At 64.1% G+C, this 21823-nt stretch carries 22 protein-coding genes and 1 tRNA gene; 20 read left to right on the top strand and 3 right to left on the bottom strand.

Annotation, left to right across the window (positions count from 1 at the left end; genetic code table 11):
• Positions 1–20: 20 nt before the first annotated feature.
• Complete coding sequence (locus ACZI8R_RS17900) at positions 21–1634, top strand: peptide ABC transporter substrate-binding protein (RefSeq protein WP_463381009.1); 1614 nt, start codon at positions 21–23, stop codon at positions 1632–1634.
• On the opposite strand, the gene ACZI8R_RS17895 is transcribed toward ACZI8R_RS17900, so the two are convergent.
• Positions 1613–1768, bottom strand: coding sequence for a hypothetical protein (locus ACZI8R_RS17895; protein WP_463381008.1), 156 nt, complete (start codon positions 1766–1768; stop codon positions 1613–1615). The genes ACZI8R_RS17900 and ACZI8R_RS17895 overlap by 22 nt on opposite strands.
• Here ACZI8R_RS17895 and ACZI8R_RS17890 point away from each other — a divergent pair.
• From ACZI8R_RS17890 to ACZI8R_RS17875, 4 genes are read left to right on the top strand one after another with little or no spacing between them, the layout of a single operon-like run.
• Positions 1755–2681 (top strand): ABC transporter permease, encoded by a 927-nt coding sequence (locus tag ACZI8R_RS17890; protein ID WP_463381007.1) that lies wholly within the window; start codon positions 1755–1757, stop codon positions 2679–2681. The two genes, ACZI8R_RS17895 and ACZI8R_RS17890, sit on opposite strands and share 14 nt — an antisense overlap.
• On the top strand, positions 2674–3627 hold the full coding sequence (locus ACZI8R_RS17885) for an ABC transporter permease (RefSeq protein ID WP_463381006.1): 954 nt from the start codon (positions 2674–2676) through the stop codon (positions 3625–3627). Before ACZI8R_RS17890 ends, ACZI8R_RS17885 begins: the two co-directional genes overlap by 8 nt.
• A 5-nt stretch (positions 3628–3632) precedes the next feature.
• On the top strand, positions 3633–5333 hold the full coding sequence (locus tag ACZI8R_RS17880) for an ABC transporter ATP-binding protein (RefSeq protein ID WP_463381005.1): 1701 nt from the start codon (positions 3633–3635) through the stop codon (positions 5331–5333).
• Between the two features lie 39 nt (positions 5334–5372).
• Entirely contained in the window at positions 5373–6125 is a 753-nt protein-coding gene (locus ACZI8R_RS17875) for a Fic family protein (protein ID WP_463381004.1), read from the top strand.
• Positions 6126–6544: 419 nt separating this feature from the next.
• Here ACZI8R_RS17875 and ACZI8R_RS17870 read toward each other — a convergent pair whose 3' ends face one another.
• Complete coding sequence (locus tag ACZI8R_RS17870) at positions 6545–7378, bottom strand: HAD family hydrolase (RefSeq protein ID WP_463381003.1); 834 nt, start codon at positions 7376–7378, stop codon at positions 6545–6547.
• Between the two features lie 355 nt (positions 7379–7733).
• On the opposite strand from ACZI8R_RS17870, the gene ssd reads away from it, so the two are divergent.
• From ssd to ACZI8R_RS17835, 7 genes are all read left to right on the top strand, one after another.
• A complete protein-coding gene (gene ssd, locus ACZI8R_RS17865) occupies positions 7734–8885 on the top strand; it encodes a septum site-determining protein Ssd (protein ID WP_463381002.1) in 1152 nt (383 codons plus the stop codon).
• Positions 8882–10060, top strand: a complete 1179-nt coding sequence (locus tag ACZI8R_RS17860; protein WP_463381001.1) for a TadA family conjugal transfer-associated ATPase — start codon at positions 8882–8884, stop codon at positions 10058–10060. Before ssd ends, ACZI8R_RS17860 begins: the two co-directional genes overlap by 4 nt.
• On the top strand, positions 10057–10848 hold the full coding sequence (locus ACZI8R_RS17855; RefSeq protein WP_463381000.1) for a type II secretion system F family protein: 792 nt from the start codon (positions 10057–10059) through the stop codon (positions 10846–10848). Before ACZI8R_RS17860 ends, ACZI8R_RS17855 begins: the two co-directional genes overlap by 4 nt.
• The gene (locus ACZI8R_RS17850; RefSeq protein ID WP_463380999.1) at positions 10845–11432 is read left to right on the top strand and encodes a type II secretion system F family protein; all 588 of its coding nucleotides are present in this window, start codon (positions 10845–10847) and stop codon (positions 11430–11432) included. The genes ACZI8R_RS17855 and ACZI8R_RS17850 overlap by 4 nt, the downstream gene beginning before the upstream one ends.
• A 71-nt stretch (positions 11433–11503) precedes the next feature.
• Positions 11504–11707, top strand: coding sequence for a DUF4244 domain-containing protein (locus tag ACZI8R_RS17845; RefSeq protein ID WP_463380998.1), 204 nt, complete (start codon positions 11504–11506; stop codon positions 11705–11707).
• A complete protein-coding gene (locus tag ACZI8R_RS17840) occupies positions 11704–12078 on the top strand; it encodes a TadE family type IV pilus minor pilin (RefSeq protein WP_463380997.1) in 375 nt (124 codons plus the stop codon). The genes ACZI8R_RS17845 and ACZI8R_RS17840 overlap by 4 nt, the downstream gene beginning before the upstream one ends.
• Positions 12075–12428, top strand: a complete 354-nt coding sequence (locus tag ACZI8R_RS17835) for an Rv3654c family TadE-like protein (RefSeq protein ID WP_463380996.1) — start codon at positions 12075–12077, stop codon at positions 12426–12428. Before ACZI8R_RS17840 ends, ACZI8R_RS17835 begins: the two co-directional genes overlap by 4 nt.
• On the opposite strand, the gene ACZI8R_RS17830 is transcribed toward ACZI8R_RS17835, so the two are convergent.
• Positions 12352–14766: a DEAD/DEAH box helicase gene (locus tag ACZI8R_RS17830; RefSeq protein WP_463380995.1), complete on the bottom strand. Its 2415-nt coding sequence runs from the start codon at positions 14764–14766 to the stop codon at positions 12352–12354. The two genes, ACZI8R_RS17835 and ACZI8R_RS17830, sit on opposite strands and share 77 nt — an antisense overlap.
• A 388-nt stretch (positions 14767–15154) precedes the next feature.
• Between ACZI8R_RS17830 and ACZI8R_RS17825 the strand changes: the two genes are divergently transcribed.
• The 8 genes from ACZI8R_RS17825 (at position 15155) to ACZI8R_RS17790 (ending at position 21438) form a co-directional block, all read left to right on the top strand.
• Entirely contained in the window at positions 15155–15358 is a 204-nt protein-coding gene (locus tag ACZI8R_RS17825; RefSeq protein WP_072690139.1) for a cold-shock protein, read from the top strand.
• A gap of 126 nt (positions 15359–15484) precedes the next feature.
• The gene (locus ACZI8R_RS17820; RefSeq protein WP_463380994.1) at positions 15485–16069 is read left to right on the top strand and encodes a hypothetical protein; all 585 of its coding nucleotides are present in this window, start codon (positions 15485–15487) and stop codon (positions 16067–16069) included.
• 137 nt (positions 16070–16206) lie between these two features.
• Positions 16207–19143 (top strand): type I DNA topoisomerase, encoded by a 2937-nt coding sequence (gene topA / locus ACZI8R_RS17815; protein ID WP_463380993.1) that lies wholly within the window; start codon positions 16207–16209, stop codon positions 19141–19143.
• A gap of 49 nt (positions 19144–19192) precedes the next feature.
• Positions 19193–20407 carry a DNA polymerase III subunit delta' gene (locus ACZI8R_RS17810; protein WP_463380992.1) on the top strand — a complete coding sequence of 405 codons (1215 nt, stop codon included), beginning with the start codon at positions 19193–19195 and terminating at the stop codon, positions 20405–20407.
• A gap of 31 nt (positions 20408–20438) precedes the next feature.
• A tRNA-Thr gene (locus ACZI8R_RS17805) sits at positions 20439–20514 on the top strand.
• 71 nt (positions 20515–20585) lie between these two features.
• The gene (locus ACZI8R_RS17800; RefSeq protein ID WP_463380991.1) at positions 20586–21041 is read left to right on the top strand and encodes a DUF2752 domain-containing protein; all 456 of its coding nucleotides are present in this window, start codon (positions 20586–20588) and stop codon (positions 21039–21041) included.
• Positions 21042–21059: 18 nt separating this feature from the next.
• Positions 21060–21188: a hypothetical protein gene (locus ACZI8R_RS17795; protein ID WP_463380990.1), complete on the top strand. Its 129-nt coding sequence runs from the start codon at positions 21060–21062 to the stop codon at positions 21186–21188.
• A gap of 52 nt (positions 21189–21240) precedes the next feature.
• Positions 21241–21438, top strand: coding sequence for a hypothetical protein (locus tag ACZI8R_RS17790; RefSeq protein WP_463380989.1), 198 nt, complete (start codon positions 21241–21243; stop codon positions 21436–21438).
• Positions 21439–21823: the final 385 nt, after the last annotated feature.

The raw sequence follows: 21823 nt of genomic DNA, 5'->3' as shown, positions 1-21823 counted from the left end.
AACCCTCTGGGAGGACTGCTTTGCGCATCAAACGTGTGGCAACAGCGACATTCGCTGTAGTACTCGCCGCCGGCCTCGTCACGGCGTGCTCGTCCGGTGATTCTTCGTCCGGGGGCGGTGACGGAGTCGTCAACGCCTGGGCAGGCGAACCACAGAACCCGTTGGTACCGACCAACACCAGTGAGAACATGGGCGGCCGCGTCGTCGATGTGCTGTTCTCCGGACTCGTCTCGTACGACGCCGAAGGGAACATCGAGAACGAGGTCGCCGAGTCGATCGATTCGCCGGACGGCAAGTTCTTCACGGTGAAGCTGAAGGACGGCTGGACGTTCACCGACGGCTCGCCGGTGACGTCGAAGTCGTTCGTCGACGCCTGGAACTACGGCGCGCTGTCCACCAATGCGCAGTTGCAGGGCTCCTTCTTCGACCCGATTCAGGGTTACGACGAGGTCGCAGCCGAGGTGCCCACCGCGCAGACCATGTCCGGTCTGAAAGTGGTGGACGACAAGACGTTCACCATCGAGCTCAAGCAGCCGGAGGCCGCCTTCCCCGACCGCCTCGGCTTCGTCGCATACGCGCCCTTGCCGGAGGTCGCCTACCAGGACATGGCCGCATTCGGCGAGAATCCGATCGGCAACGGCCCGTACAAGATGGCCGGACCGGGTGCCTGGCAGCACAACGTGCGCATCGACACCGTGGTCAACGAGAATTACCAGGGCAACAAGGTTCCGAGGAACGCCGGCGTGTCGTTCATCATGTACAACAACCTCGACACGGCGTACACGGATCTGCTGTCGAACAACGTAGACGTGGTGGACAACGTCCCGCCGAGCGCAGTGACGACCTATGAGACGGATCTGCCCGGTCGCACAGTCAACCAACCGTCGGCCGCCATCGAAACGTTCACGATCCCGGGCCGGTTGCCGCACTTCTCGGGTGAGGAAGGCGAGTTGCGACGGCGGGCGATCTCGATGTCCATCGATCGTGACCAGATCACGGAGCAGATCTTCAACAACACCCGTACACCTGCCACCGAATTCACCAGCCCCGCCCTCCCCGGATACTCGGATTCGTTGGAGGGCAACGAAAACGTGAAGTTCGATCCGGAGGAAGCGAAGAAGCTCTGGGCGCAGGCCGACGGAATCGCGCCGTGGTCGGGCAGCTTCGAGATCGCGTACAACAGCGACGGCGGCCACAAGGAGTGGGTCGACGCCACCACCAACAGCATCCGAAACACCCTTGGTATCGACGCAAAGGGTAAGGAGTACCCGACTTTTGCGCAGATTCGTACCGAGGCCACCGAGCGGACCATCCCTTCGGCGTTCCGATCGGGCTGGCAGGGCGACTACCCGCAGCAGTACGGCTTCCTCGCGCAGAACTACCAGACCGGCGGCAGCTCCAACGATGGTGACTACTCGAACCCCGAGTTCGATCGGCTGCTGCGTGAATCTGCCGGCGAGACCGATGCTGCCAAGGCTCAGGAACTGACGGATCAGTCGCAGGAAGTGCTGTTGAAGGATCTCCCGGTCGTTCCCACGTGGTACCGCAACGCCTCGGGCGCCTGGTCCGAGAACGTGTCCAACGTGGCGATCAACTGGAAGGGCATCCCGGACTACACCGAGATCGAGAAGTAGTACTGATCTGCGCGGGCCTTCATCGGTCTGCGAATCACTTTCGACGACAGGGTGGGGAGCGTGGACTCGACGTCCGCCTCCCCGCCCTGTTCGACCTGAAAACGGACGGGAGGTGACTCGATGCTCTGGTACATCGGTCGCCGTTTGCTCCAGATGATCCCGGTGTTCATCGGAGCCACATTCTTGATCTACGCGATGGTGTTCCTCCTACCTGGAGACCCCATCGCGGCTCTTGCAGGCGACCGGGCCGTGAGCCCCGGCGTCGCCGCCCAATTGCGTGAGCGCTACAACCTCGACGAACCGTTCATCGTGCAGTACCTGCTGTATCTCAAGGGCATTTTCACTCTCGACTTCGGGATGTCCTTCTCGGGTCGACCAGTGAGCGAAGTGTTGGCACAAGCATTTCCGATCACAATCAAGTTGTCGCTCATGGCCCTCGCGATCGAAGGAATCTTCGGCGTCGGCTTCGGTCTCTGGGCCGGATTGAAGAAGGGTGGCTTGTTCGACGGCACCGTGCTGGTCGTCAGCCTCTTCATCATCGCGATCCCCATCTTCGTGATCGGTTTCGTTGCGCAGTTCTTCATCGGCGTGAAGTGGGGTCTGGTGCCACCCACGGTGGGTGGCAACACGAGCTTCGTGAACCTGCTGTTGCCGGCGTTCGTTCTCGGTGCAGTGTCTTTCGCCTACGTACTCCGGCTGACCCGAACGTCGGTCGCCGAGAACCTCACCGCCGACTACGTGCGGACCGCCACGGCCAAGGGTCTGTCGAGGAAGCGAGTCGTCGGTGTGCACGTGCTCCGCAACTCGTTGATCCCCGTGGTCACATTCCTCGGTGCAGACCTCGCGGCGCTCATGGGCGGGGCGATCGTGACCGAGGGAATCTTCAACATCAACGGTGTGGGCGGAACGATCTACCAGGCGGTCACGCGCGGCGAGGCGCCGACCGTCGTCTCGTTCGTCACCGTACTGATCGTCATCTTCCTGCTGGCGAACCTTCTCGTCGACCTGCTGTACGCCGCGCTCGATCCGAGGATCCGATATGTCTGACAACGAGAACGTCACGACCAGTCGTCAGGCCCGTTACGTAGCCCCTGACGAGGTTGCCGCACCGGGCGAAATCGACGCTGTCAAGGTCGATTCGGCTCCTGCCGGGATGTGGCGGGATGCCTGGCACAATCTGCGCAAGAGGCCACTCTTCATCATTGCCGCGATGATCATTCTGTTGGTCGTGGCAGTTGCCGCCTTCCCCGGTTGGTTCACCTCCACCGATCCGCGGTTCTGCGACCTGGGTCAAAGCATGAAACCGCCGGAATCGGGCCACTGGTTCGGATTCGACAAGCAGGGCTGCGACATCTACGCACGCACGATCTACGGCGCGCGAGCTTCCGTACTCGTCGGAATCGGTGTCACGACAGCCGTTCTCATCGTCGGCGTGCTCGTCGGCTCGATTGCCGGCTTCTACGGCGGATGGGCGGACTCGTTGCTCTCCCGGGTCGCCGACATCTTCTTCGGCATCCCGCTGATTCTCGCCGCGATCGTCCTGATGCAGCTGTTCACGGACCGGACGATCTGGACGGTCGTCGCCGTTCTGGCGTTGTTCGGTTGGCCGCAGATGGCCCGAATTGCCAGGGGCGCTGTCATTTCCGCGAAGAACAACGATTACGTGATGGCGTCGCGGGCGCTGGGTGTGTCGAAGTTCAAGACACTCACCAGGCACGTCCTCCCGAACTCGCTGGCACCGATAATCGTGATCGCCACGATCTCCCTGGGCATCTACATCGTTGCGGAGGCAACGCTGTCGTTCCTCGGCATCGGTCTGCCGTCCTCCGAAGTCTCCTGGGGCGGCGACATCAGTGCGGCACAGTCCACTCTGCGTCAGGGCTCGGCGATCCTGTTCTATCCCGCTGCGGCGCTGGCATTGACAGTCCTCGGTTTCATCATGATGGGCGACGCTCTGCGTGACGCGCTCGATCCCAAGGCTCGGAAGAGGTGAACGCAATGTCCGACACACCACTTCTCGAGATTCGTGATCTCGACGTGTCGTTTCGATCCGGCAAGGAACTCGTACCCGCTGTTCGGGGGGTGAGTCTTTCCGTATTTCCCGGACAGACGGTCGCGATCGTCGGCGAATCCGGATCGGGAAAGTCGACCACCGCACATTCGATCATCAATCTGCTCCCCGGAACCGGGACGGTGACGGGCGGTCGGATTCTCTTCGAAGGAACCGATCTCGCGAAAGCCCCGGAACGTGAGTTCGTTCGGCTCAGAGGCAGCGAGATCGGTTTGGTCCCACAGGACCCGATGTCGAACCTCAACCCGGTCTGGAAAGTGGGATTTCAGATCGAGGAGACGCTGGTCGCCAACGGTGTCGCCAAAGGGAAGGAAGCGAAGGCGCGCACGGTCGAATTGCTGAAGGAAGCGGGTCTTGCCGACGCCGACGACCGGGTCGGCCAGTACCCACACGAGTTCTCCGGCGGCATGCGTCAGCGTGCGCTCATCGCGATCGGACTCGCGGCGCGCCCGAAGTTGCTGATCGCGGACGAGCCGACCTCTGCGCTGGACGTGACGGTGCAGCGTCAGATTCTCGATCACCTCGACGGTCTGACGACTCGTCTCGGTACCGCAGTCCTGCTCATCACGCACGACCTGGGCTTGGCCGCGGAACGTTCGCAACACCTCGTGGTGATGAGCAAGGGACGGGTCGTGGAGTCCGGCCCGGCCCTCGAGATCCTCCAGGACCCACAACACCCCTACACCAGGAAGTTGGTGGCGGCGGCGCCGTCGCTGGCGTCGAAGCGGATCAGTTCCTCCGTCGCGCGGGCGGAGGTGCGCGAGCATGCGATCGAGGCGGTGGACGAGGCGAAAGCCGGGAGCGATCTGGGGGGATTCGGCGAGGTCACCGACGAGGTCCTCGTCGCGGAGGGGCTGAACAAGGTCTTCTCCCTACGTAAGGGATTCCGGAAGTCGACCGACTTCGCGGCGGTGAAGGACGTGTCGTTCGGAGTCCGCCGTGGGACGACCACCGCGATCGTGGGGGAGTCCGGATCGGGGAAGTCGACGGTGGCACAGATGGTGCTGGGTCTTCTGCCTGCGACGTCGGGGACCGTCCACTTCGACGGCAAGGACGTCGCGACTCTGACGAAGTCGGAGATGCTGGCCTTTCGTCGCAGAGTGCAGCCGATCTTCCAGAATCCGTACGGCACGCTCGACCCGATGTACTCGATTTACCGGACCATCGAGGAGCCGCTACGTGTCCACAAGGTCGGCACGAAGCAGGAGCGGGAAGCGCGTGTACGCGACCTTCTGGACAAGGTGTCGTTGCCGACCTCGGTGATGCGTAGATTCCCGAACGAACTGTCCGGTGGTCAGCGGCAGCGAGTGGCGATCGCCCGTGCGTTGGCGCTGGAACCGGAGATGGTGGTGTGCGACGAGGCGGTGTCGGCTCTCGACGTGCTGGTACAGGACCAGATTCTCACCTTGCTGAACGATCTGCAGGCGGAACTGGGGCTGACGTATCTGTTCATCACCCACGACCTCGCGGTCGTGCGGCAGATAGCCGACGACGTGCTGGTCATGCGTTCGGGGCAGATCGTGGAGAAGGCCACCACGGACGAGGTGTTCGAGGGTCCCAAGGAGGACTACACGCGCAAGCTTCTCGACGCGATTCCCGGTGGTTCGATCTCGTTGGGAGCAGGCTGAGCGGAAATGCGCGGTCGGGGGCGGGGTACGGTCGTGGCCGTGAACGACCCACTCGCCCCCTTGGCCGACCTCCCGGGTGTCCGCGAAGCAGCGGATCGAGCGCGTGAGGCGCTCGGTGCCGTCCATCGCCACCGAACGAATCGCCGGGGATGGCCGACGACGGCGGCCGAAGCTTCGGTCCGGGCAGCTCGGGCGTCGGCGTCGCTGGCGGGTGGCTCCACCGAACTGCCTGCAGAGGGCAAGGCCGCCGATCCGATCCTGACGGGCGCACTTCGGGTCGGTCAGGCGCTCGACGGAGAATCACTCGGCATCATCCAATCGACGTGGTCGCGGGCGCCGCTACAGGCATTGGCACGTCTGCACCTACTCGCAGCTGCGGGACTCACCGAAGACTCGGAAGAGCTGGGGCGCCCCCGGTCCGATCCGGGCGTCGGGGAGCGGCTCGACGCGTTGTCCCAACTCGTCACCGGTGGAACCGAGGTTCCGGCACCGGTTCTCGCCGCCGTCGTACACGGTGAACTCGCCACCCTGCGGCCGTTCGGCGTCGCGGACGGCGTCGTCGCGCGCGCGGCCTCGAGGCTGGTTTCGGTCACGACGGGTCTCGACCCGCACAATCTCGGCGTCCCCGAGGTCAGCTGGCTGCGTAGACCACAGGCCTACTCGGACGGTCTCGCGGCCTTCACGTCGGGAACGGCGCAGGGCGTGGGCAGCTGGGTTGTTCTTTGCTGTGGAGCGATGGAGGCCGGCGCGAGTGAGGCCACCTCGATCGCGGAGGCTGCTGCCGAGAACTGACCTCGGGCCGTTCCACCCGCACCTGTGCGGAAGCCTGGACACGAAAACGGGCGGCGCTGCCGACTGTTGTCGACTTCGCCGCCCGTCAGCACGGACATCGGTTACCAAGCGTGCTCGGTGGGTTGTGTGGGTGGCCTCGGCGTGAGTTCGTGTGTCACCGGTTCGTCTCTGCAACCTGTGCAGAGTCCTCGCCGGAGAGTACGCGAGTCTCGCAGGCCCACAACGCTTCTGCCCTTATAGTGGCTTGTGCTCCGCGTGGGTGCCACGTTGCCCGTGCTGGGAATCCGGGTCGGGAGATCGATCCTTCTCTTCTGGGTCGATCTTGGCCTTCCGTTCTTCCGTAACTCCTTTGTACCCTGTGACTCCCGTCACATCAAGTACCAATTTGGCTTTGTGGGTGAGCGTGTCGTGGCTGTCCGTCAGCGCTTGCGGCGTAACACTCCGTAGGTGATTGCTCCGGCCATCGCAGCACCGACGCTGACGGCCGCCGTGGTGGCCACCGCGCGTGTAGAGGCGGCGGGGAGTCGGGCCCGTAGTGAAACCGGATTGGAGAAAGTCAGTATGGGCCAGCCTTTTTCGGCGGCTGCCCTGCGCAGGGCACGGTCCGGATTGACGGCGGTGGGATGTCCGACTGCCTCGAGCATGGGCGCATCCGTGAACGAATCCGAGTACGCGTAGCTCGACGCAAGGTCGTATCCATGCTCGTCCGCGAGCGCCTCGATCGCGGTGACCTTGCCCTGGCCGTAGCAGTAGAACTCGACGTCTCCGCTGTAACGGCCGTCCACCACCGCCATACGGGTTGCAGTGCTGTGAGTTGCACCGAGCATTTCCGCGATCGGCGTGACCACTTCCTCGCCCGAGGCGGATACGACGACGACGTCGTGGCCGCGGAGTTTGTGGTCGGCGATCAGGTCCGCTGCCTCTGCGAAAACCAGTGGGTCGACGATGTCGTGGAGAGTCTCGGCCACAACAGCCTTGACCTGTTCCACGTTCCAACCGGCGCACATGCTGGTGATGTATGCACGCATGCGTTCCATCTGGTCGTGGTCCGCACCGGAGAGCAGGAAGAGGAACTGTGCGTAGCTGCTCTTGAGGACCGATCGCCGATTGATCAAGCCCTGGTCGAAAAAAGGCCTACTGAAGGCGAGCGTGCTCGATTTTGCGATGATCGTCTTGTCCAAGTCGAAGAATGCGGCCACCCGACGGGATTCGGCGGTCGGTGCATTCACGGCATTTTGGGGGTTCGCGGTCACATGCCCCAGGATAGGTCCCGCGAGCGACTTCGGTGCGGCGAGCGAGGTGGCGGGCTCAGCCGGCGACATATGTCCGAATTTGTCAGAGATTTCGACAAACTTAGACAGTTGAACTTGCAAACATCATCTCGTGGAGGTGTAGTATTGCCATGTCCGGTTCTTACCGGATGTGTTCAGCCCGACCCCCCGGGGCTGAACACACGACGACCCCCGCCTCCTCCCCCCCTGGCGGGGGTCGTCCTCTGTCTGTACCAGGGAATTTCGTCCCGAAGAGCTTCATCCACAGGCGATGAAGTTGTCCACATTTCGTTGATCGGGTCTACCGGCGGGCGCGCTGCGCGAGGACTCTTCTCGCATGGACAGTCATTCCAGTTCGATCGATTCGGCGGCGGCCCCTGGGCGTCCGGTGGTCCTCTCCTTGGTGGGGGAGCCGACAATGCTGGCGAGTGTGCGCCGCGTTGCCGCTGCCGCAGACCGGTCGCTCCACGAGGTTCCTGCCGCCGACGCGTGGCAGGCCTGGGACACCGTAAGCGCAGTGGTGTTGGACGCGCGGGCAGTGACAGCGTCCCGGGCGCCGCTCCCGCGAAGGGCTGGAGTGATCCTGCTGTGTGACGGGCCTCCGGAACTGGGGGACTGGAAGGCTGCCGCACTCGTCGGGGCCGAGCACGTTCTCTGTCTGCCGAGAGACGAGGGAAGGCTCGTCACGATTCTCGGTGAACGCGACCCCCGCCCGGATGCGGACGGCACCGTGGTTGCCGTGGTCGGCGCGTCCGGGGGTGCAGGTGCTTCGGTCTTGGCTGCTGCCGTCGCATTCCAATCGGCGCGGGTCGCCGTTTCACACACGACTCTGCTCGTGGACGCGGACGATTTCGGTTCCGGAATCGACGTACTCCTCGGGATCGAGAACACCCCCGGTCTCAGGTGGCCCGGGCTCAGAGTCGAGGGCGGCCGGATTGCCGCCGAAGCACTTCGAGACGCCTTGCCCGAATGCGGGCCCGGATTGCGGGTGCTCTCGTGCGGCGGGGTGCGACACACCTCCGTGGGTGCCGTCGTCACGGGCGGGCCGAAAGGGCCCACCCCCACATCCATGCGCGCCGTGATCGACGCCGCAGGTCGCGCGGGGTACCCGGTCGTGTGTGACGTACCGAGGTCGCCCTCCGCGGTAACGGACCTGGTGCTGGCATCCGCCGACCTGGTCGTCCTCCTCGTACCTGCCACGGTGCGTGCCTGTCTCTCGGCGCAGAAAGTGGCGGGCTGGGTGTCACAGCACAATCCCAACCTGGGCCTCGTCGTGCGGGGTCCGGCTCCGGGCGGCCTCACTGCGCCCGATGTGGTCGACGCGCTCAGGCTCCCGTTGCTCGCTGCTGTGCGGGCAGATCGGAGTCTGGACCGTGCGGTGGAGCTTCACGGGTTCGCGCCGCATCGGCGCTCGCCGTTGCTCGCTGCGGCGAGGTCGGTGGTGACCGTCCTCGGTGATCGCCCCCGGCGGAACGGTCGTGCAGCGTGAGCGCACTGGTCGGACCGGGCATGCTCGATCGAGTGCGTGAACGACTCGCGCTCACGCCGGGCGAGCCGACGGCAGCCACTGTCGCCGAAGCAATTCGAGTCGAATCGGGCGGGGTTCTCGGCGACACCGACCTACTGAGCGTTCTTCGTGAGCTCCAAACCGAACTCACCGGCGCAGGTCCGCTCGAGGTTCTGCTGACCGACCCGGGGGTCTCCGACGTTCTCGTCACCGCTCCGGACGAGGTCTGGGTGGATCGAGGGCTGGGGCTGGAGAAGACCGGCATAACCTTCCCCGACGAGAGCGCCGTACGACGACTTGCCCAGCGGCTCGCGTTGTCGGCGGGGCGCCGGCTCGACGATGCTCAGCCCTGGGTGGACGGCAGGTTGCCTGGAGTGGGAAACGGGACCTTCGGCGTCAGGCTGCATGCCGTGCTGCCGCCGGTCGCTCGAGCGGGCACCTGCGTCTCTCTCCGCGTTCTGAGGCCCGCCACTCAAGGTCTTCAATCGCTGGGTGCACGTGGCGCTTTCGGTCCCGACGAGGAGAAGACACTGATGCGGATAGTGAGTTCGCGTCTCGCCTTCCTGGTAGTCGGTGGTACCGGCGCAGGAAAGACCACACTGCTCGCAGCGTTACTCGGTGCAGTGGATCCGAGCGAGCGAATCGTCTGCGTCGAGGACGCGGCAGAGCTGGCGCCTCGCCATCCGCACGTCGTACGCCTGGTGGCGCGTGCACCCAATGTCGAGGGGGTCGGTGAAGTCACGGTGCGAGATCTGGTTCGCCAGGCCCTGCGCATGCGGCCGGATCGCATTGTGGTGGGTGAAGTGCGCGGGCCGGAAGTGGTCGACCTGTTGACCGCACTCAACACCGGACACGACGGTGGAGCCGGCACGGTGCATGCCAATTCACCAGAGGAAGTACCGGCACGCCTGGAAGCCCTTGCAGCGCTGGGTGGAATGGACCGCGGCGCGCTGCACAGTCAACTCTCCGCCGCTCTCCAGGTGATATTGCACGTGGAGCGTGATCACGGCGGTGTGCGCCGCCTCGCTCACATCGGAGTGGTGGATCGGGATCGGGACGGCGAAGTGGTCGTCACGAGAGTGTGGTCGCGAACTACGGGACGCACCGGCGCGTACGCCACTCTCGAGGCTCTCCTCGAGTCGCGGGAAGCCGGATGACCGCGCCGGCGCTCCTGATAGGAGCTGCTGCGGTTGCTGTTATGCCGCAACAGGTATCGCGTCAGCGACTTCGAGTATTGGTGTCGGCGGCCGAGCGCTCCCGTCTTCGCACCAGGCCGTACCTTCCATTGTTCGGCGTCATCGGCGCAGCCGCCTGGTGGTTCGGTGGGGTGCCCACCGTGATCGCACTCTTCGTCGTCGGCGCAACTCTTTTCAAGCGGCACACAGCTCGCCGCGCGGAATCGAAGCGTGAGGCCGAGTTGAGCGTGGTGTTGTGTGGGCTCGAAGTGCTGATCGGCGAACTGGAAGTCGGAGCGCACCCGGCAGACGCCTGCGCCACAGCTGCCGAGGATTGTGTAGGACCGGTGGCGACAGCGTTCAGAGCGGCATCGGCGCGGGCTCGACTCGGTGGTTCTGCTGCCGAGGGCTTCGCGCGTCACGGGTCTTCGGTGGACATCGAACTGGCGAGAATTGCGAACGTATGGGGGATCGCAGAATCGAGGGGCCTCGCGCTCGCGGCACTGCTTGTCGCTGTACGAACGGATCTCCTGGGCCGAAGGCGCTTTCGGAAGCGGACGGAGGCAAGTCTGGCCGGAGCCCGTGCGACAGCAACAGTTCTGGCAGGTCTGCCTGTCCTCGGCGTCGCACTCGGACAGTTGATGGGGGCTTCGCCACTGCGCATTCTCTTGGGCGGGGGAATCGGCGGCATCATGCTCGTGGTCGGATCGACGCTCCTGTGCGCCGGCCTGATGTGGACCGACCGCATCACCAGAGCGGTGACCCGATGATGTGGCAGGTGCTCGCGCTACTGGCAGCGGCGTTGGCGCTGCTACCCAACGTGATGTCGACTCGCCGGCGGGTCCTCGCCGAAGACGACAACCGCACTCGGGGTGCGGTTCACGGTACGGGTGACGACATCGCGATCGATCCACACGCAGTACCGGCGGCGTTCGATCTGTTCTCCGCCTGCCTGCGTGCCGGGCTTCCGGTGGCCACGGCGGCGTCGGCGGTCGCTCCCACAGCGCCCGACAAAATGGGGCGGTCGCTTGGCCAGGCTGCAGACTTGCTGTCGCTAGGCGCGGATGCGGTGGCGGCGTGGGAGTCGGCGGCCGCAGACCCGGCCACGGAGGCGTTGGCACGAATGGCGCGCAGGTCGGCCAGGTCGGGATCGTCACTTGCCGCGTCGGTCCAGGAATTGGCGGAGCAGTACAGAGGACAGGCGGAGGACGAGGCGTCCGCAGCCGCCGAACGAGCCGGCGTTCTGATCAGTGGTCCACTCGGACTGTGCTTTCTGCCCGCATTTCTCTGCTTGGGAATCGTGCCTGTCGTAGTCGGACTCGCGTCGAAAGTCCTCGGTGGAGGACTGCTGTGACAGGTGATCGACCGTGTCGGCATCCCGCCGTATCGGAAACACAGGTATCGGAAAACAACAGGGGGAAATTCATGAAGTTCGAGGGTCTTCGATTGATAGGCGCTAGATTTGCATTGCTGCTCTCGGAAGACGAGGGAATGTCCACGGCCGAGTACGCGATCGGAACGATTGCGGCAGCCGCCTTCGGTGCGGTCCTCTATGCAGTCGTCACGGGTGACAGCATAGTCACTGCACTGACCGACATCATCGATCGCGCACTGAACACATCCGTGTGACGACGACGATCGCACAGCTTCGAGACGAGCGGGGCGCGGTCACGGTCGAGGCGGCAATCGCAATCGCTTCGATCGTCGCCGTCCTGGTGTTGTGTATCGGCGCAGTCGTGGCGGTGACGCTGCATATTCGTTGTGTCGATGCGGCTCGTGAAGCGGCTCGGCTGGCCGCGAGAGGTGACCGCGCGATCGCGGTGGCCACAGCGGAGAAAGTAGCGCCGGCCGGCGCAGAGATCACGCTTCGGACGGAAGGTGACCTCGTCGTCGCGACGGTCGGCACGCGTAGCGCTCTGTTGCCCCTCGTGGACATCACTGCGAAGGCAGTCGCGGCGATCGAGCCGTCCGTCGGGGCAATCCAGGCGGTCGGCAGGTGACGGTGGTGTCGGAGGAGGACGGTTCCGCGACTGTGACCGGATGTTGTGCAATCGGCGTTCTGGTTCTGGTGACGATTGCTTTGTTGCACATCGGTTCTGCGGTGGCAGTGCGTCATCGAGCGCAGTCCGCCGCGGATCTTTCTGCGCTCGCAGCGGCGGCGATGGTCGATGCCGGCGGCGACGCTGCCTGCGGGGCGGCCGAGGACATCGCGGCACGAATGAACACAGCGGTCGATTCGTGTGTGGTGGAGGGTTGGGACGTGGTGGTGTCGGTCAGTGCCCCGGTGATGTTGTCTTCGCTGGGAATTCGTGACGCGGCAGCGATTGCTCGGGCGGGGCCGGACGAGTGATGGCGTCGATGACCGCGGTCAACACCGTGACGGCTCCTTTCTTGTCGAGCGGGTCGTTTCCGTTGCCGCACTTGGGGGAGTACACGCACGATGGGCAACCGAACTCGCACTCGCACGACCCGATTGCATCACGGGTCGCGGCCAGCCATTCGCGGAGTCTCGCGAATCCGCGATCAGCGAATCCGGCACCGCCCGGGTGGCCGTCGTAGACGAAGACCGTCGGAAGGAGAGTGTCCGGGTGCAGGGCCGTGGAGACGCCGCCGATGTCTCCACGGTCGCACATTGCCACGAGCGGGAGAAGGCCGATCGCAGCATGTTCGGCGGCGTGCAACGACCCAGGCACCCGCTCGGGTTCGATTCCGGCTTCTTCGAGAAGTTCCGGAGTGATCGTGTACATGACCGCACGGGTGGGCAACGTGTGACGGGGCATGTCGAGTTCGGTGTAATCGAGGACTTCACCGGACAGGCTTCGGCGTAGGTACCCGACCACTTGATGGGTGACTTCGACGTGTGCGAGCCCGATACCGACATCTTCGAACGACTCGCTCTCGACCGCCGCGCCGAGCGCGATCTCCGTGGTTTCCCGAGCCGAGGTCGTCCAGTCCGGATTTTCGGCGTGGACGAGGGCGAGTCCTTGCTCGAGGTCGAGTTCGTCGACGACATAGGTATCGCCCTGGTGGATGTGCACTGCACCCGGGTGGACTGTGGCCGGCGCCTTTCCGGCATCGACCGTTCCGAGCATCCGCCCGGATTCGCTCTCGACGATCGCGACCTGCATCCCTATCCCGCCGCGAATGTCGACCGCGCCGTGCGGGTGTGTTCCCGCCGTCACGAACCATCCGTGTGCGCGATGACGGACGAGTCCGTCGGCAGCCAGTTGAGCCAGCACGTCCTGCGCGCCGAGTTCGGCGACCTCCGCATCCGAGAGCGGCAGTTCCATCGCAGCGCACAGCAGTTGGGGGCCGAGGATGTACGGATTGCTCGGGTCGGTGACAGTTGCTTCGACGGGCTTGTCCAAGAGCGCTTCGGGGTTGTGCACGAGATAGGTGTCGAGTGGGTCGTCTCGTGCCACGAGTACGACCAGCGATCCTTCGCCGCGCCGACCCGAACGGCCACCCTGCTGCCAGAAGGACGCGACCGTACCGGGGAAGCCGGCCACCACGACAGCATCGAGGCCGGCGATGTCCACTCCGAGTTCGAGCGCATTGGTCGTCGCGACGCCCAGCAGCCTTCCGTCTGCAAGGGATGCTTCGAGTTCGCGCCGGTCCTCTGCGAGATAGCCGGCCCGGTAGGGGGACACGCGTTCGGCGAGTTCGGGATCGACCTCGGTCAGGTGCCGCTTTGCAGCAAGCGCAGTCAGTTCGGCGCCGCGGCGCGAACGTACGAAGGTCAGCGTTCGGGCCCCCTCGACGACCAGTTCGGACATGATTCTGGCGGCTTCGGTGCCGGCCGGGCGACGGACCGGACTTCCGTTCTCTCCGGTGACCTCTTCCATCAGTGGCGGCTCCCACATCGCGACGGTCCGGGGCCCGTGGGGCGATCCGTCCTCCGTCACCGCTGAACACGGTGAGCCGATCAAGCGTGAGGCTGCTGTGGCGGGTTCCGATGTGGTGGCGCTGGCCAGCACGAACACGGGGTCGGCGCCGTATCTCGTGGCCAGCCGTCGGAGCCTGCGTAGGACCAGCGCGACATTCGAACCGAACACGCCCCGGTAGGAGTGGCATTCGTCGACGATCACGTATCGCAGGTGGCGAAGGAAATGGGCCCACCGGCCGTGCGTGCGCAACATCGAGATGTGCAGCATGTCCGGGTTGGTGAAGATCCATCGAGAGTTCTCGCGCGCCCAGTGGCGGATCTCTGTGGATGTGTCTCCGTCGAAAGCGCAGGGATGCACGTCGGCGAGAGTCGGCTGTTCGTCCGTCAGTGCGGCGACGGCTCGGAGTTGGTCGGCACCGAGCGCCTTCGTGGGCGACAGGTAGAGGGTGGTGGCCGCCGAGTCCGCTTCCAGTGCAGTCAGCGCCGGGAGTTGATAGGCGAGCGACTTTCCCGATGCGGTGCCCGTGGAAACGACGACGTGTGTACCCGCATGCGCGAGATCCGCTGCGGCCGCTTGATGAATCCAGGGTTTTGCAATGCCCTGCTCCTGCAATGCATGCACGACATTGTGAGATGCCCATTGAGGCCATTCGGTCGTACGCGCTTGCCTGGCCGGCCGATCCACCGCAAATGTCACCGGATCCTCGTCGGGAGACACACCGGACAGTACCGAGTTCAAAAGGATACGACCGTATGCGTTCGTATTCTCGTTCCCCGTGTCGGGTGAAATCGGTGGTGTCACTGCAGGTCTCCGCGATGGTTGTCGAGTTGGGTCGGCGGTGTCACGACCAGCGGTTTTCATGGTAACGAGAGTCGGGAATCGGAAGATGATCGGGGCCTGAAGCCGAAGTCGAGACTCGCCTTCGTGACGGCCTCGCGCAGCAAGATCAACTTTTTGGACGAATTGTTGGGATTTCGACTGTTGCGTTACGAGAGAACATGGTTGACTACAACTGGTCGCAGCTTCTGTGTTCGTAGACTTGAGAAAGTGCACGCTCGCAGGATCGATGTTGCGAGCGCGGTGCTCTGCTTTTCCTGTGGGGGAAATCAAGAAGTACAGCGGTCGGAACCGGCCCGGTGAACTGTATGTGCTGTTCACCGAATCCGGTGTTAGAAAGAGAAGGAAAAGCATGGCACAGGGCACTGTGAAGTGGTTCAACGCGGAGAAGGGCTTCGGCTTCATCGCTCCCGAGGACGGCTCCGCTGACGTATTCGTTCACTACTCCGAGATCCAGGGCAGCGGCTTCCGCACCCTCGAGGAGAACCAGCGCGTCGAGTTCGAGGTCGGCCAGGGCACCAAGGGTCCCCAGGCAACCGGCGTTCACGCGGTCTGATTCCAACAGGCTCGTCCCCCGCAACCCGTGTGGTTGTGGGGGACGATCTGTTTCGGGGCAGAAATGCCGGGAGGTGCTACCAGCTGGTAGCCCGTCTGCCTGCCCCGAGTGGCTTACGGTTCACCTGTGAGCCAGCTTTCCTTCTTCTCCGCGGAATCGACGCCCCCGGCAGTCGTGGACGTCGGGGGTCTGCTCGCGGGAACAGGGCAGGCGGTCACGTCGGTCGGCGGTGCGCGAATCTCCGTCGTCGTGGACGAACTGTGGCGAGCGGAGGCCGTCGCGGAGATGATCGCCGAAGCCGGCGTTGCCGTCGAGGTGGCGCGCAGCGACGAGGGCCGACCGTTGGTGCGAACCGGCCCCGCAGTGGAACTCCTCCCATTGGTCACGCAGTGGACCCGGGGCGCGGTGAAAGCCGTACCCCGGGGCTGGGTGCCGAGCTCACGTCAGTTGAGAATGTGGACGATCGCCTGTGGACGGTCCGAGGCGGAGGGCGCCCGATTCGTACTCGGGCTCGATCCACACGCACCCGAAACCCACGGACCGCTCGCTCGCTGCCTCATGAATGCAGGGATCGCGCCCACGCTGATCGGCACGAGAGGTGCAGGTCCAGGACTGCGTATAGCGGGCCGGCGCAGGCTCGCGAGGCTCGCCGAAAGTGTCGGCGAACTCCCTCGTCTTGCGGACCCAGGGGCCTCGTGGCCTTGTGTGTGACGCAGGGTCCTGTGCATTGATCTGCAAGGATGGTCTTCGGGTATGCCACTCTAGAAACAGGCAGACCCGGTATAACAGGATTTGTCGGCACAACTGTCGGGTGACAGATATCGACTCCAGGAAGGCTCGGGCTACAGGTGGCTAAAGGGGACAACGGAAGTACGCAGGGTGCGGCGGGAGCGTCCGGCCGAACCCGTCGTCTCGTGATCGTCGAGTCACCGACCAAAGCCCGCAAGATCGCCCCTTATCTGGGCAAGGACTACGTCGTAGAGGCATCCGTCGGTCATATCCGGGACCTCCCGCGCGGTGCGGCGGACGTGCCGGCGAAGTACAAGGGCCAGCCGTGGGCACGACTGGGTGTCGACGTCGACCACGACTTCGAGCCCCTCTACATCGTCAGCCCTGAGAAGAAGTCCAAGGTCACCGAACTCAAGGGCTTGCTCAAGGACGCCGACGAACTCTTCCTCGCAACTGACCCCGACCGCGAGGGCGAAGCAATCGCCTGGCATCTGCTCGAAACACTCAAGCCGAAGATTCCGGTTCGGCGAATGGTGTTCCACGAGATCACCGAGCCGGCGATCCGGGCGGCCGCCGAAGACACTCGTGAACTCGACACCGATCTCGTCGACGCTCAGGAGACGCGCCGCATTCTCGACCGGCTCTACGGGTACGAGGTCAGCCCGGTCCTGTGGAAGAAGGTCATGCCGCGGCTGTCGGCAGGCCGCGTGCAGTCGGTGGCCACCAGGGTCATCGTGCAGCGCGAACGTGAGCGGATGGCTTTCAAGTCGGCCGAGTACTGGGACATTTCCGCGAAGCTGGACGCCGGTGAGTCCGCCAGCCCCCGCAACTTCGGCGCGCGATTGGTCAACGTGGACGGTGCGCGTGTTGCCACCGGACGCGACTTCGGCGCGGACGGCAATCTCAAGTCGGAAGCGGTCACTGTTCTCGACGAGCAGCGTGCGCGTGGGCTGGCCGAGTCGCTCCGTGGCGTCGACCTCACGGTGTCGTCGGCGGAGGACAAGCCCTACACCCGTAAGCCTTATGCGCCGTTCATGACGTCGACGCTGCAGCAGGAAGCCGGCCGCAAGCTCCGCTTCGGGTCGGAACGCACTATGCGTATCGCGCAGCGGCTGTACGAAAACGGCTACATAACTTATATGCGAACCGACTCGACGACACTCTCGTCGTCGGCGATCTCGGCCGCCAGGGCACAGGCCACCGAGCTCTACGGCTCCGAGTACGTGTCACCTTCACCGAGGCAATACACCCGCAAGGTCAAGAATGCGCAGGAGGCACACGAGGCGATTCGTCCCGCGGGCGACGTCTTTCAGACCCCGGGTCAGCTGCATTCGCGTCTCGACACCGACGAGTTCCGGCTCTACGAGCTGATCTGGCAGCGCACGGTTGCTTCGCAGATGGCGGACGTGAAGGGCACCACCCTCACCTTGCGGATCACGGGCACGGCGGGCACCGGCGAGGAGTGCACGTTCTCCGCGTCCGGCCGCACCATCACCTTCGCCGGCTTCATGAAGGCCTACGTGGAGAGTGTCGACGAGGAAGAAGGCGGCCAGTCCGACGACGCCGAGTCCAGGCTTCCGGCGCTCGTGAAGGGGCAGGACGTCAAGGCGACCGAGCTCGATCCGGACGGACACACCACCAACCCGCCTGCTCGTTTCACAGAGGCGAGCCTCATCAAGACTCTCGAAGAATTGGGTATCGGACGCCCGTCGACGTACGCGTCGATCATCAAGACCATCCTCGATCGCGGGTATGTCTACAAGCGCGGAAGTGCGCTGGTGCCGGCGTGGGTGGCGTTCGCCGTCATCGGACTGCTCGAGGCGCACTTCGGTAGGCTCGTCGACTTCGATTTCACGGCGGGCATGGAAGACGATCTCGATGCCATCGCCGGTGGGCGTGAGCAGCGAGGGAACTGGCTCACCTCCTTCTACTTCGGCGGCGACCACGGTGCCGACGGCTCGGTGGCCCGGTCCGGTGGACTGAAGAAGATGGTGGGCGTCAACCTCGAGGAGATCGACGCTCGCGAGGTCAACTCGATTCGGTTGTTCGATGACGACGAGGGCCGTGAGGTGCACGTTCGGGTCGGTCGATTCGGTCCTTACCTGGAGCGCATGGTCGTCAACCCGGACGAGCCGGAAGGTGATCTGAAGTCGCAGCGGGCAAATCTGCCCGACGACCTGCCGCCCGACGAGCTCACTCCCGAGTACGCGGAGAAGCTTTTCTCGACACCGCAGGAGGGACGCAAGCTCGGCGCCGATCCCTTGACAGGACACGAGATCGTGGCGAAGGACGGCAGGTTCGGGCCGTATGTCACGGAGATCCTGCCCGAGCCGGAACCCACTCCGGAGCCGGACATCGTTCCTGTGGCGGAGGCCCCTGCGTCAGAATTGGGCGCGTCGTCGGGCACCACCAAGACCAAGGCGCCGGCCAAGAAGGCTCCTGCGAAGAAGGCGGCGAAGAAGGCTGCCGGACCCAAGCCGCGTACCGGCTCGCTGCTCAAGACGATGGATCTGGCGACGATCACGCTCGACGACGCACTGAAGCTGTTGTCGTTGCCGCGAGTGGTGGGTGTCGACCCGGAATCCAAGGAAGAGATCACTGCGCAGAACGGTCGATACGGTCCGTATCTCAAGAAGGGGACCGATTCGCGTTCGCTGGCCACCGAGGACCAGATGTTCACGATCACCCTCGACGAGGCACTGAAGATCTACGCCGAGCCGAAGCGTCGTGGACGACAGGCCGCAGCGGTTCCTCCGTTGCGTGAGCTCGGTGCCGACCCGGTGAGCGAGAAGCCGATGGTCGTGAAGGACGGCCGATTCGGGCCCTATGTCACCGATGGTGAAACCAATGCCAGTCTCCGCAAGGGTGACGAGGTCGAGGCGATCACCGACGAGCGGGCATCCGAACTGTTGGCAGAACGTCGTGCTCGCGGCCCGGTGAAGAAGAAGGCCACGAAGAAGGCTCCTGCGAAAAAGGCCGCGGCCAAGAAGACGGCAGCCAAGAAGGCTCCCGCGAAGAAGGCCGCCGCGAAGAAGGCCCCGGCGAAGAAGAAGTGACGGACCGGCACGAAAAGGTCTTGTCGGTCGGGCTCGATAGAGTTGCGCGGTGACCGTCTTCGACCGCTTGGTCGGCCAGCACGAGGTCGAGACCGAGCTGAAGTCCGCAGCCACCGCGGCACGGCTGGGCGTGGGCACGATGGGTTCGGCGATGACGCATTCGTGGTTGTTCACCGGCCCACCCGGTTCGGGTCGGTCCGTGGGGGCACTGTGTTTCGCAGCGGCACTTCAGTGCACCAGCGACGGCGACCCCGGGTGCGGAGAATGCCATGCCTGCACTACGACGATGGCCGGAACGCACGGTGACGTGCGCCGTGTCGTTCCTGAAGGTCTCAGCATCAGCGTCAAGGAAATGCGGGCGATCGTGCAGACGGCCTCGCGTCGCCCCAGCACTGGGCGGTGGCAGGTCGTGGTCGTCGAGGATGCGGACCGACTCACCGAGGGTGCCGCCAACGCGCTGTTGAAGGTGGTGGAAGAACCGCCCGATCGGACGGTCTTTCTGCTGTGCGCGCCGTCGATAGACCCGCAGGACATTTCCGTCACCTTGCGGTCGCGTTGTCGGCACGTCCAGCTGGTGACCCCGTCGAATGCGTCGATCGCGGAGGTGCTGCAGCAGCGGGACGGCATGAACGCCGCCGACGCCGAACTTGCGGCTTCTATCAGTGGTGGGCACGTGGGGCGCGCCCGTCGTCTCGCGCGCGACGCGGATGCGCGAACTCGCCGTAAGAAGGCTCTCGACTTGGCCGTTGCCGCATTACGACCGGCTACCGCGTATGCCGCTGCCGAAGAGTTGGTGCGCGCTGCGGAGTCCGAAGCCAAGGAAATGAGCGCCGCCCGCGACGAGCTGGAAACCGAGGAATTGCGTACTGCGCTCGGCGCAGGCGGTACCGGTAAGGGGGCAACCGGCGCTCTACGTGGTTCCGCCGGCGTTCTCAAGGATCTCGAACGGCGCCAGAAGTCCAGGGCGACCCGAACCGGTCGTGACTCCATGGACCGCGCATTGGTGGATCTTGCAGGACTGTATCGGGATGCATTGGCGCGTCACTGGGGCGCGAGGACCGTTCCGAACCACCCGGACCTGGCCGACGAGGCCGCCGAACTTGCGTCTCGGACTACGCCCGAGGGGCTTCTGAACTGCATCGAGGCCGTACTTGCGTGTCGTGAGGCGATCCTTCTGAACGTGAAACCGCAGTGGGCGGTGGATGCGATGGTTGCGAGCTTGTCGGACGCGTTCCGGGAGCCGTTTTCGCATCCGCGGGGTTGACGCGTTAGACTCGCCTCCGCCGAAAGGCACCGCTGCCTTAGCTCAGTCGGTAGAGCATTTCACTCGTAATGAAAAGGTCGAGAGTTCGATTCTCTCAGGCAGCTCCACAGAAGAGGCCCCGCACCAACAGTGCGGGGCCTCTTCTGCATCTTGTTCCCGATTCGGGAAGACTGACGGCATGGGCGTCGGCAACAGGGATATCGAGAATCAGGGTGTGCAGCAGCGCGACACCCACGGGTTCCGTTCCCTTGCGGGGCCGGCCGCAGTGGCCGCAGGCGCGGTGATCGCGGCGGCGGTGCTTCATATCCGAGATCCGCACTCGGAAGGGTCGTACGGGATCTGTCCCATGTATGCGCTCACCGGACTGTGGTGTCCGGCGTGTGGCGGCCTGCGCGCATTGCACGAGCTGACGAACTTCGACTTGGGCGCCGCGGTGGGAAGCAACGTGCTCGTGGTGCCTTTCGTGATCGTCGTTGTTCTCGCCTGGATTCGGTGGAGCTCGATTCGGTGGCGGGGATCGTCCGAGCGAGTACTGGTGATCGGGCCGGTCGCCACCTTGGTTGTGTCCGTCTTCCTCGTTGCGTTTACCGTCACCAGGAACACACCGTGGGGTAGCTGGCTCGCGCCGGCATGACAGAAAGTCGGTTGTCTGATGGCCATGCAGATCTTTTCCCTCATCGCGATACTCGGTGCACTCGTCGTTCTCATCCCGACGGCGTTGCGGGTGTTCGGGAAACAGAACGACTCGAACGACGATCCGCGTGACGACACGGACAGGTGATCTCGGGTCTTCGTTCTCGACAAGGCCGAACGCTGCGACCATGCTCTTCTTCATGAGCGATTCGCTGAAGGACCGAGTACGCGAGAAACTGCTCCGCCAAATCTCCGAGGACGGCAAGCGTCCCGTAGCCCGGGCGGAACAGGACGACCAGAGGCTGGTTTCCCTCCACGACGATCTCGAATCTCTCGAGCGGGCGGCCGACGGCGACAGCGTGGTCGAGGGTCTGGCGGCCAAGTACTGGGTCCCCTGAGCTCCCCGCTTACGCAGACAGAGCATGAACTTCGGGTGAAATGACCTCTGACCAGGCGATTTGGTAAATCGTCGGGAGGTCGCGTAACTTATTCCAGGTCAGAGCGACACGGACACCGACTCCGCCGCAAGGCGCGAGACAACGAGGTTGGACGCAAACGCCTGGTAAATCAGAGGTTACAACGTGGTGTATAGTTGTTCCTCGAACCCCAGTTCGACCTACTGAACACTCCGGTTTGCGCCGGTCAGTTCAATCGGGTAGGCTGGAAAAGTTGCTCCAATTCGCCGGAACATGGTTCTGGTGTGGGGGCATGCGCGTGTTCTTTGAGAACTCAACAGTGTGTCGATGAATGTCAGTGCCAAATGTTTTTTGGTACTCCGCATCA

Source organism: Rhodococcus huquni (assembly GCF_055231055.1).
Note: the sequence above shows the minus strand (reverse complement) of the source record. Positions and strands in the feature narration are given on the sequence as shown.

Coding starts and splice junctions, on each gene's coding strand:
- ACZI8R_RS17890 (WP_463381007.1), top strand. CDS start 1,755: ATGCTCTGGTACATCGGTCGCCGTTTGCTCCAGATGATCCCGGTGTTC.
- ACZI8R_RS17895 (WP_463381008.1), bottom strand. CDS start 1,768: ATGTACCAGAGCATCGAGTCACCTCCCGTCCGTTTTCAGGTCGAACAG.
- ACZI8R_RS17885 (WP_463381006.1), top strand. CDS start 2,674: ATGTCTGACAACGAGAACGTCACGACCAGTCGTCAGGCCCGTTACGTA.
- ACZI8R_RS17880 (WP_463381005.1), top strand. CDS start 3,633: ATGTCCGACACACCACTTCTCGAGATTCGTGATCTCGACGTGTCGTTT.
- ssd (WP_463381002.1), top strand. CDS start 7,734: ATGGACAGTCATTCCAGTTCGATCGATTCGGCGGCGGCCCCTGGGCGT.
- ACZI8R_RS17855 (WP_463381000.1), top strand. CDS start 10,057: ATGACCGCGCCGGCGCTCCTGATAGGAGCTGCTGCGGTTGCTGTTATG.
- ACZI8R_RS17850 (WP_463380999.1), top strand. CDS start 10,845: ATGATGTGGCAGGTGCTCGCGCTACTGGCAGCGGCGTTGGCGCTGCTA.
- ACZI8R_RS17845 (WP_463380998.1), top strand. CDS start 11,504: ATGAAGTTCGAGGGTCTTCGATTGATAGGCGCTAGATTTGCATTGCTG.
- ACZI8R_RS17825 (WP_072690139.1), top strand. CDS start 15,155: ATGGCACAGGGCACTGTGAAGTGGTTCAACGCGGAGAAGGGCTTCGGC.
- ACZI8R_RS17800 (WP_463380991.1), top strand. CDS start 20,586: ATGGGCGTCGGCAACAGGGATATCGAGAATCAGGGTGTGCAGCAGCGC.
- ACZI8R_RS17795 (WP_463380990.1), top strand. CDS start 21,060: ATGGCCATGCAGATCTTTTCCCTCATCGCGATACTCGGTGCACTCGTC.
- ACZI8R_RS17790 (WP_463380989.1), top strand. CDS start 21,241: ATGAGCGATTCGCTGAAGGACCGAGTACGCGAGAAACTGCTCCGCCAA.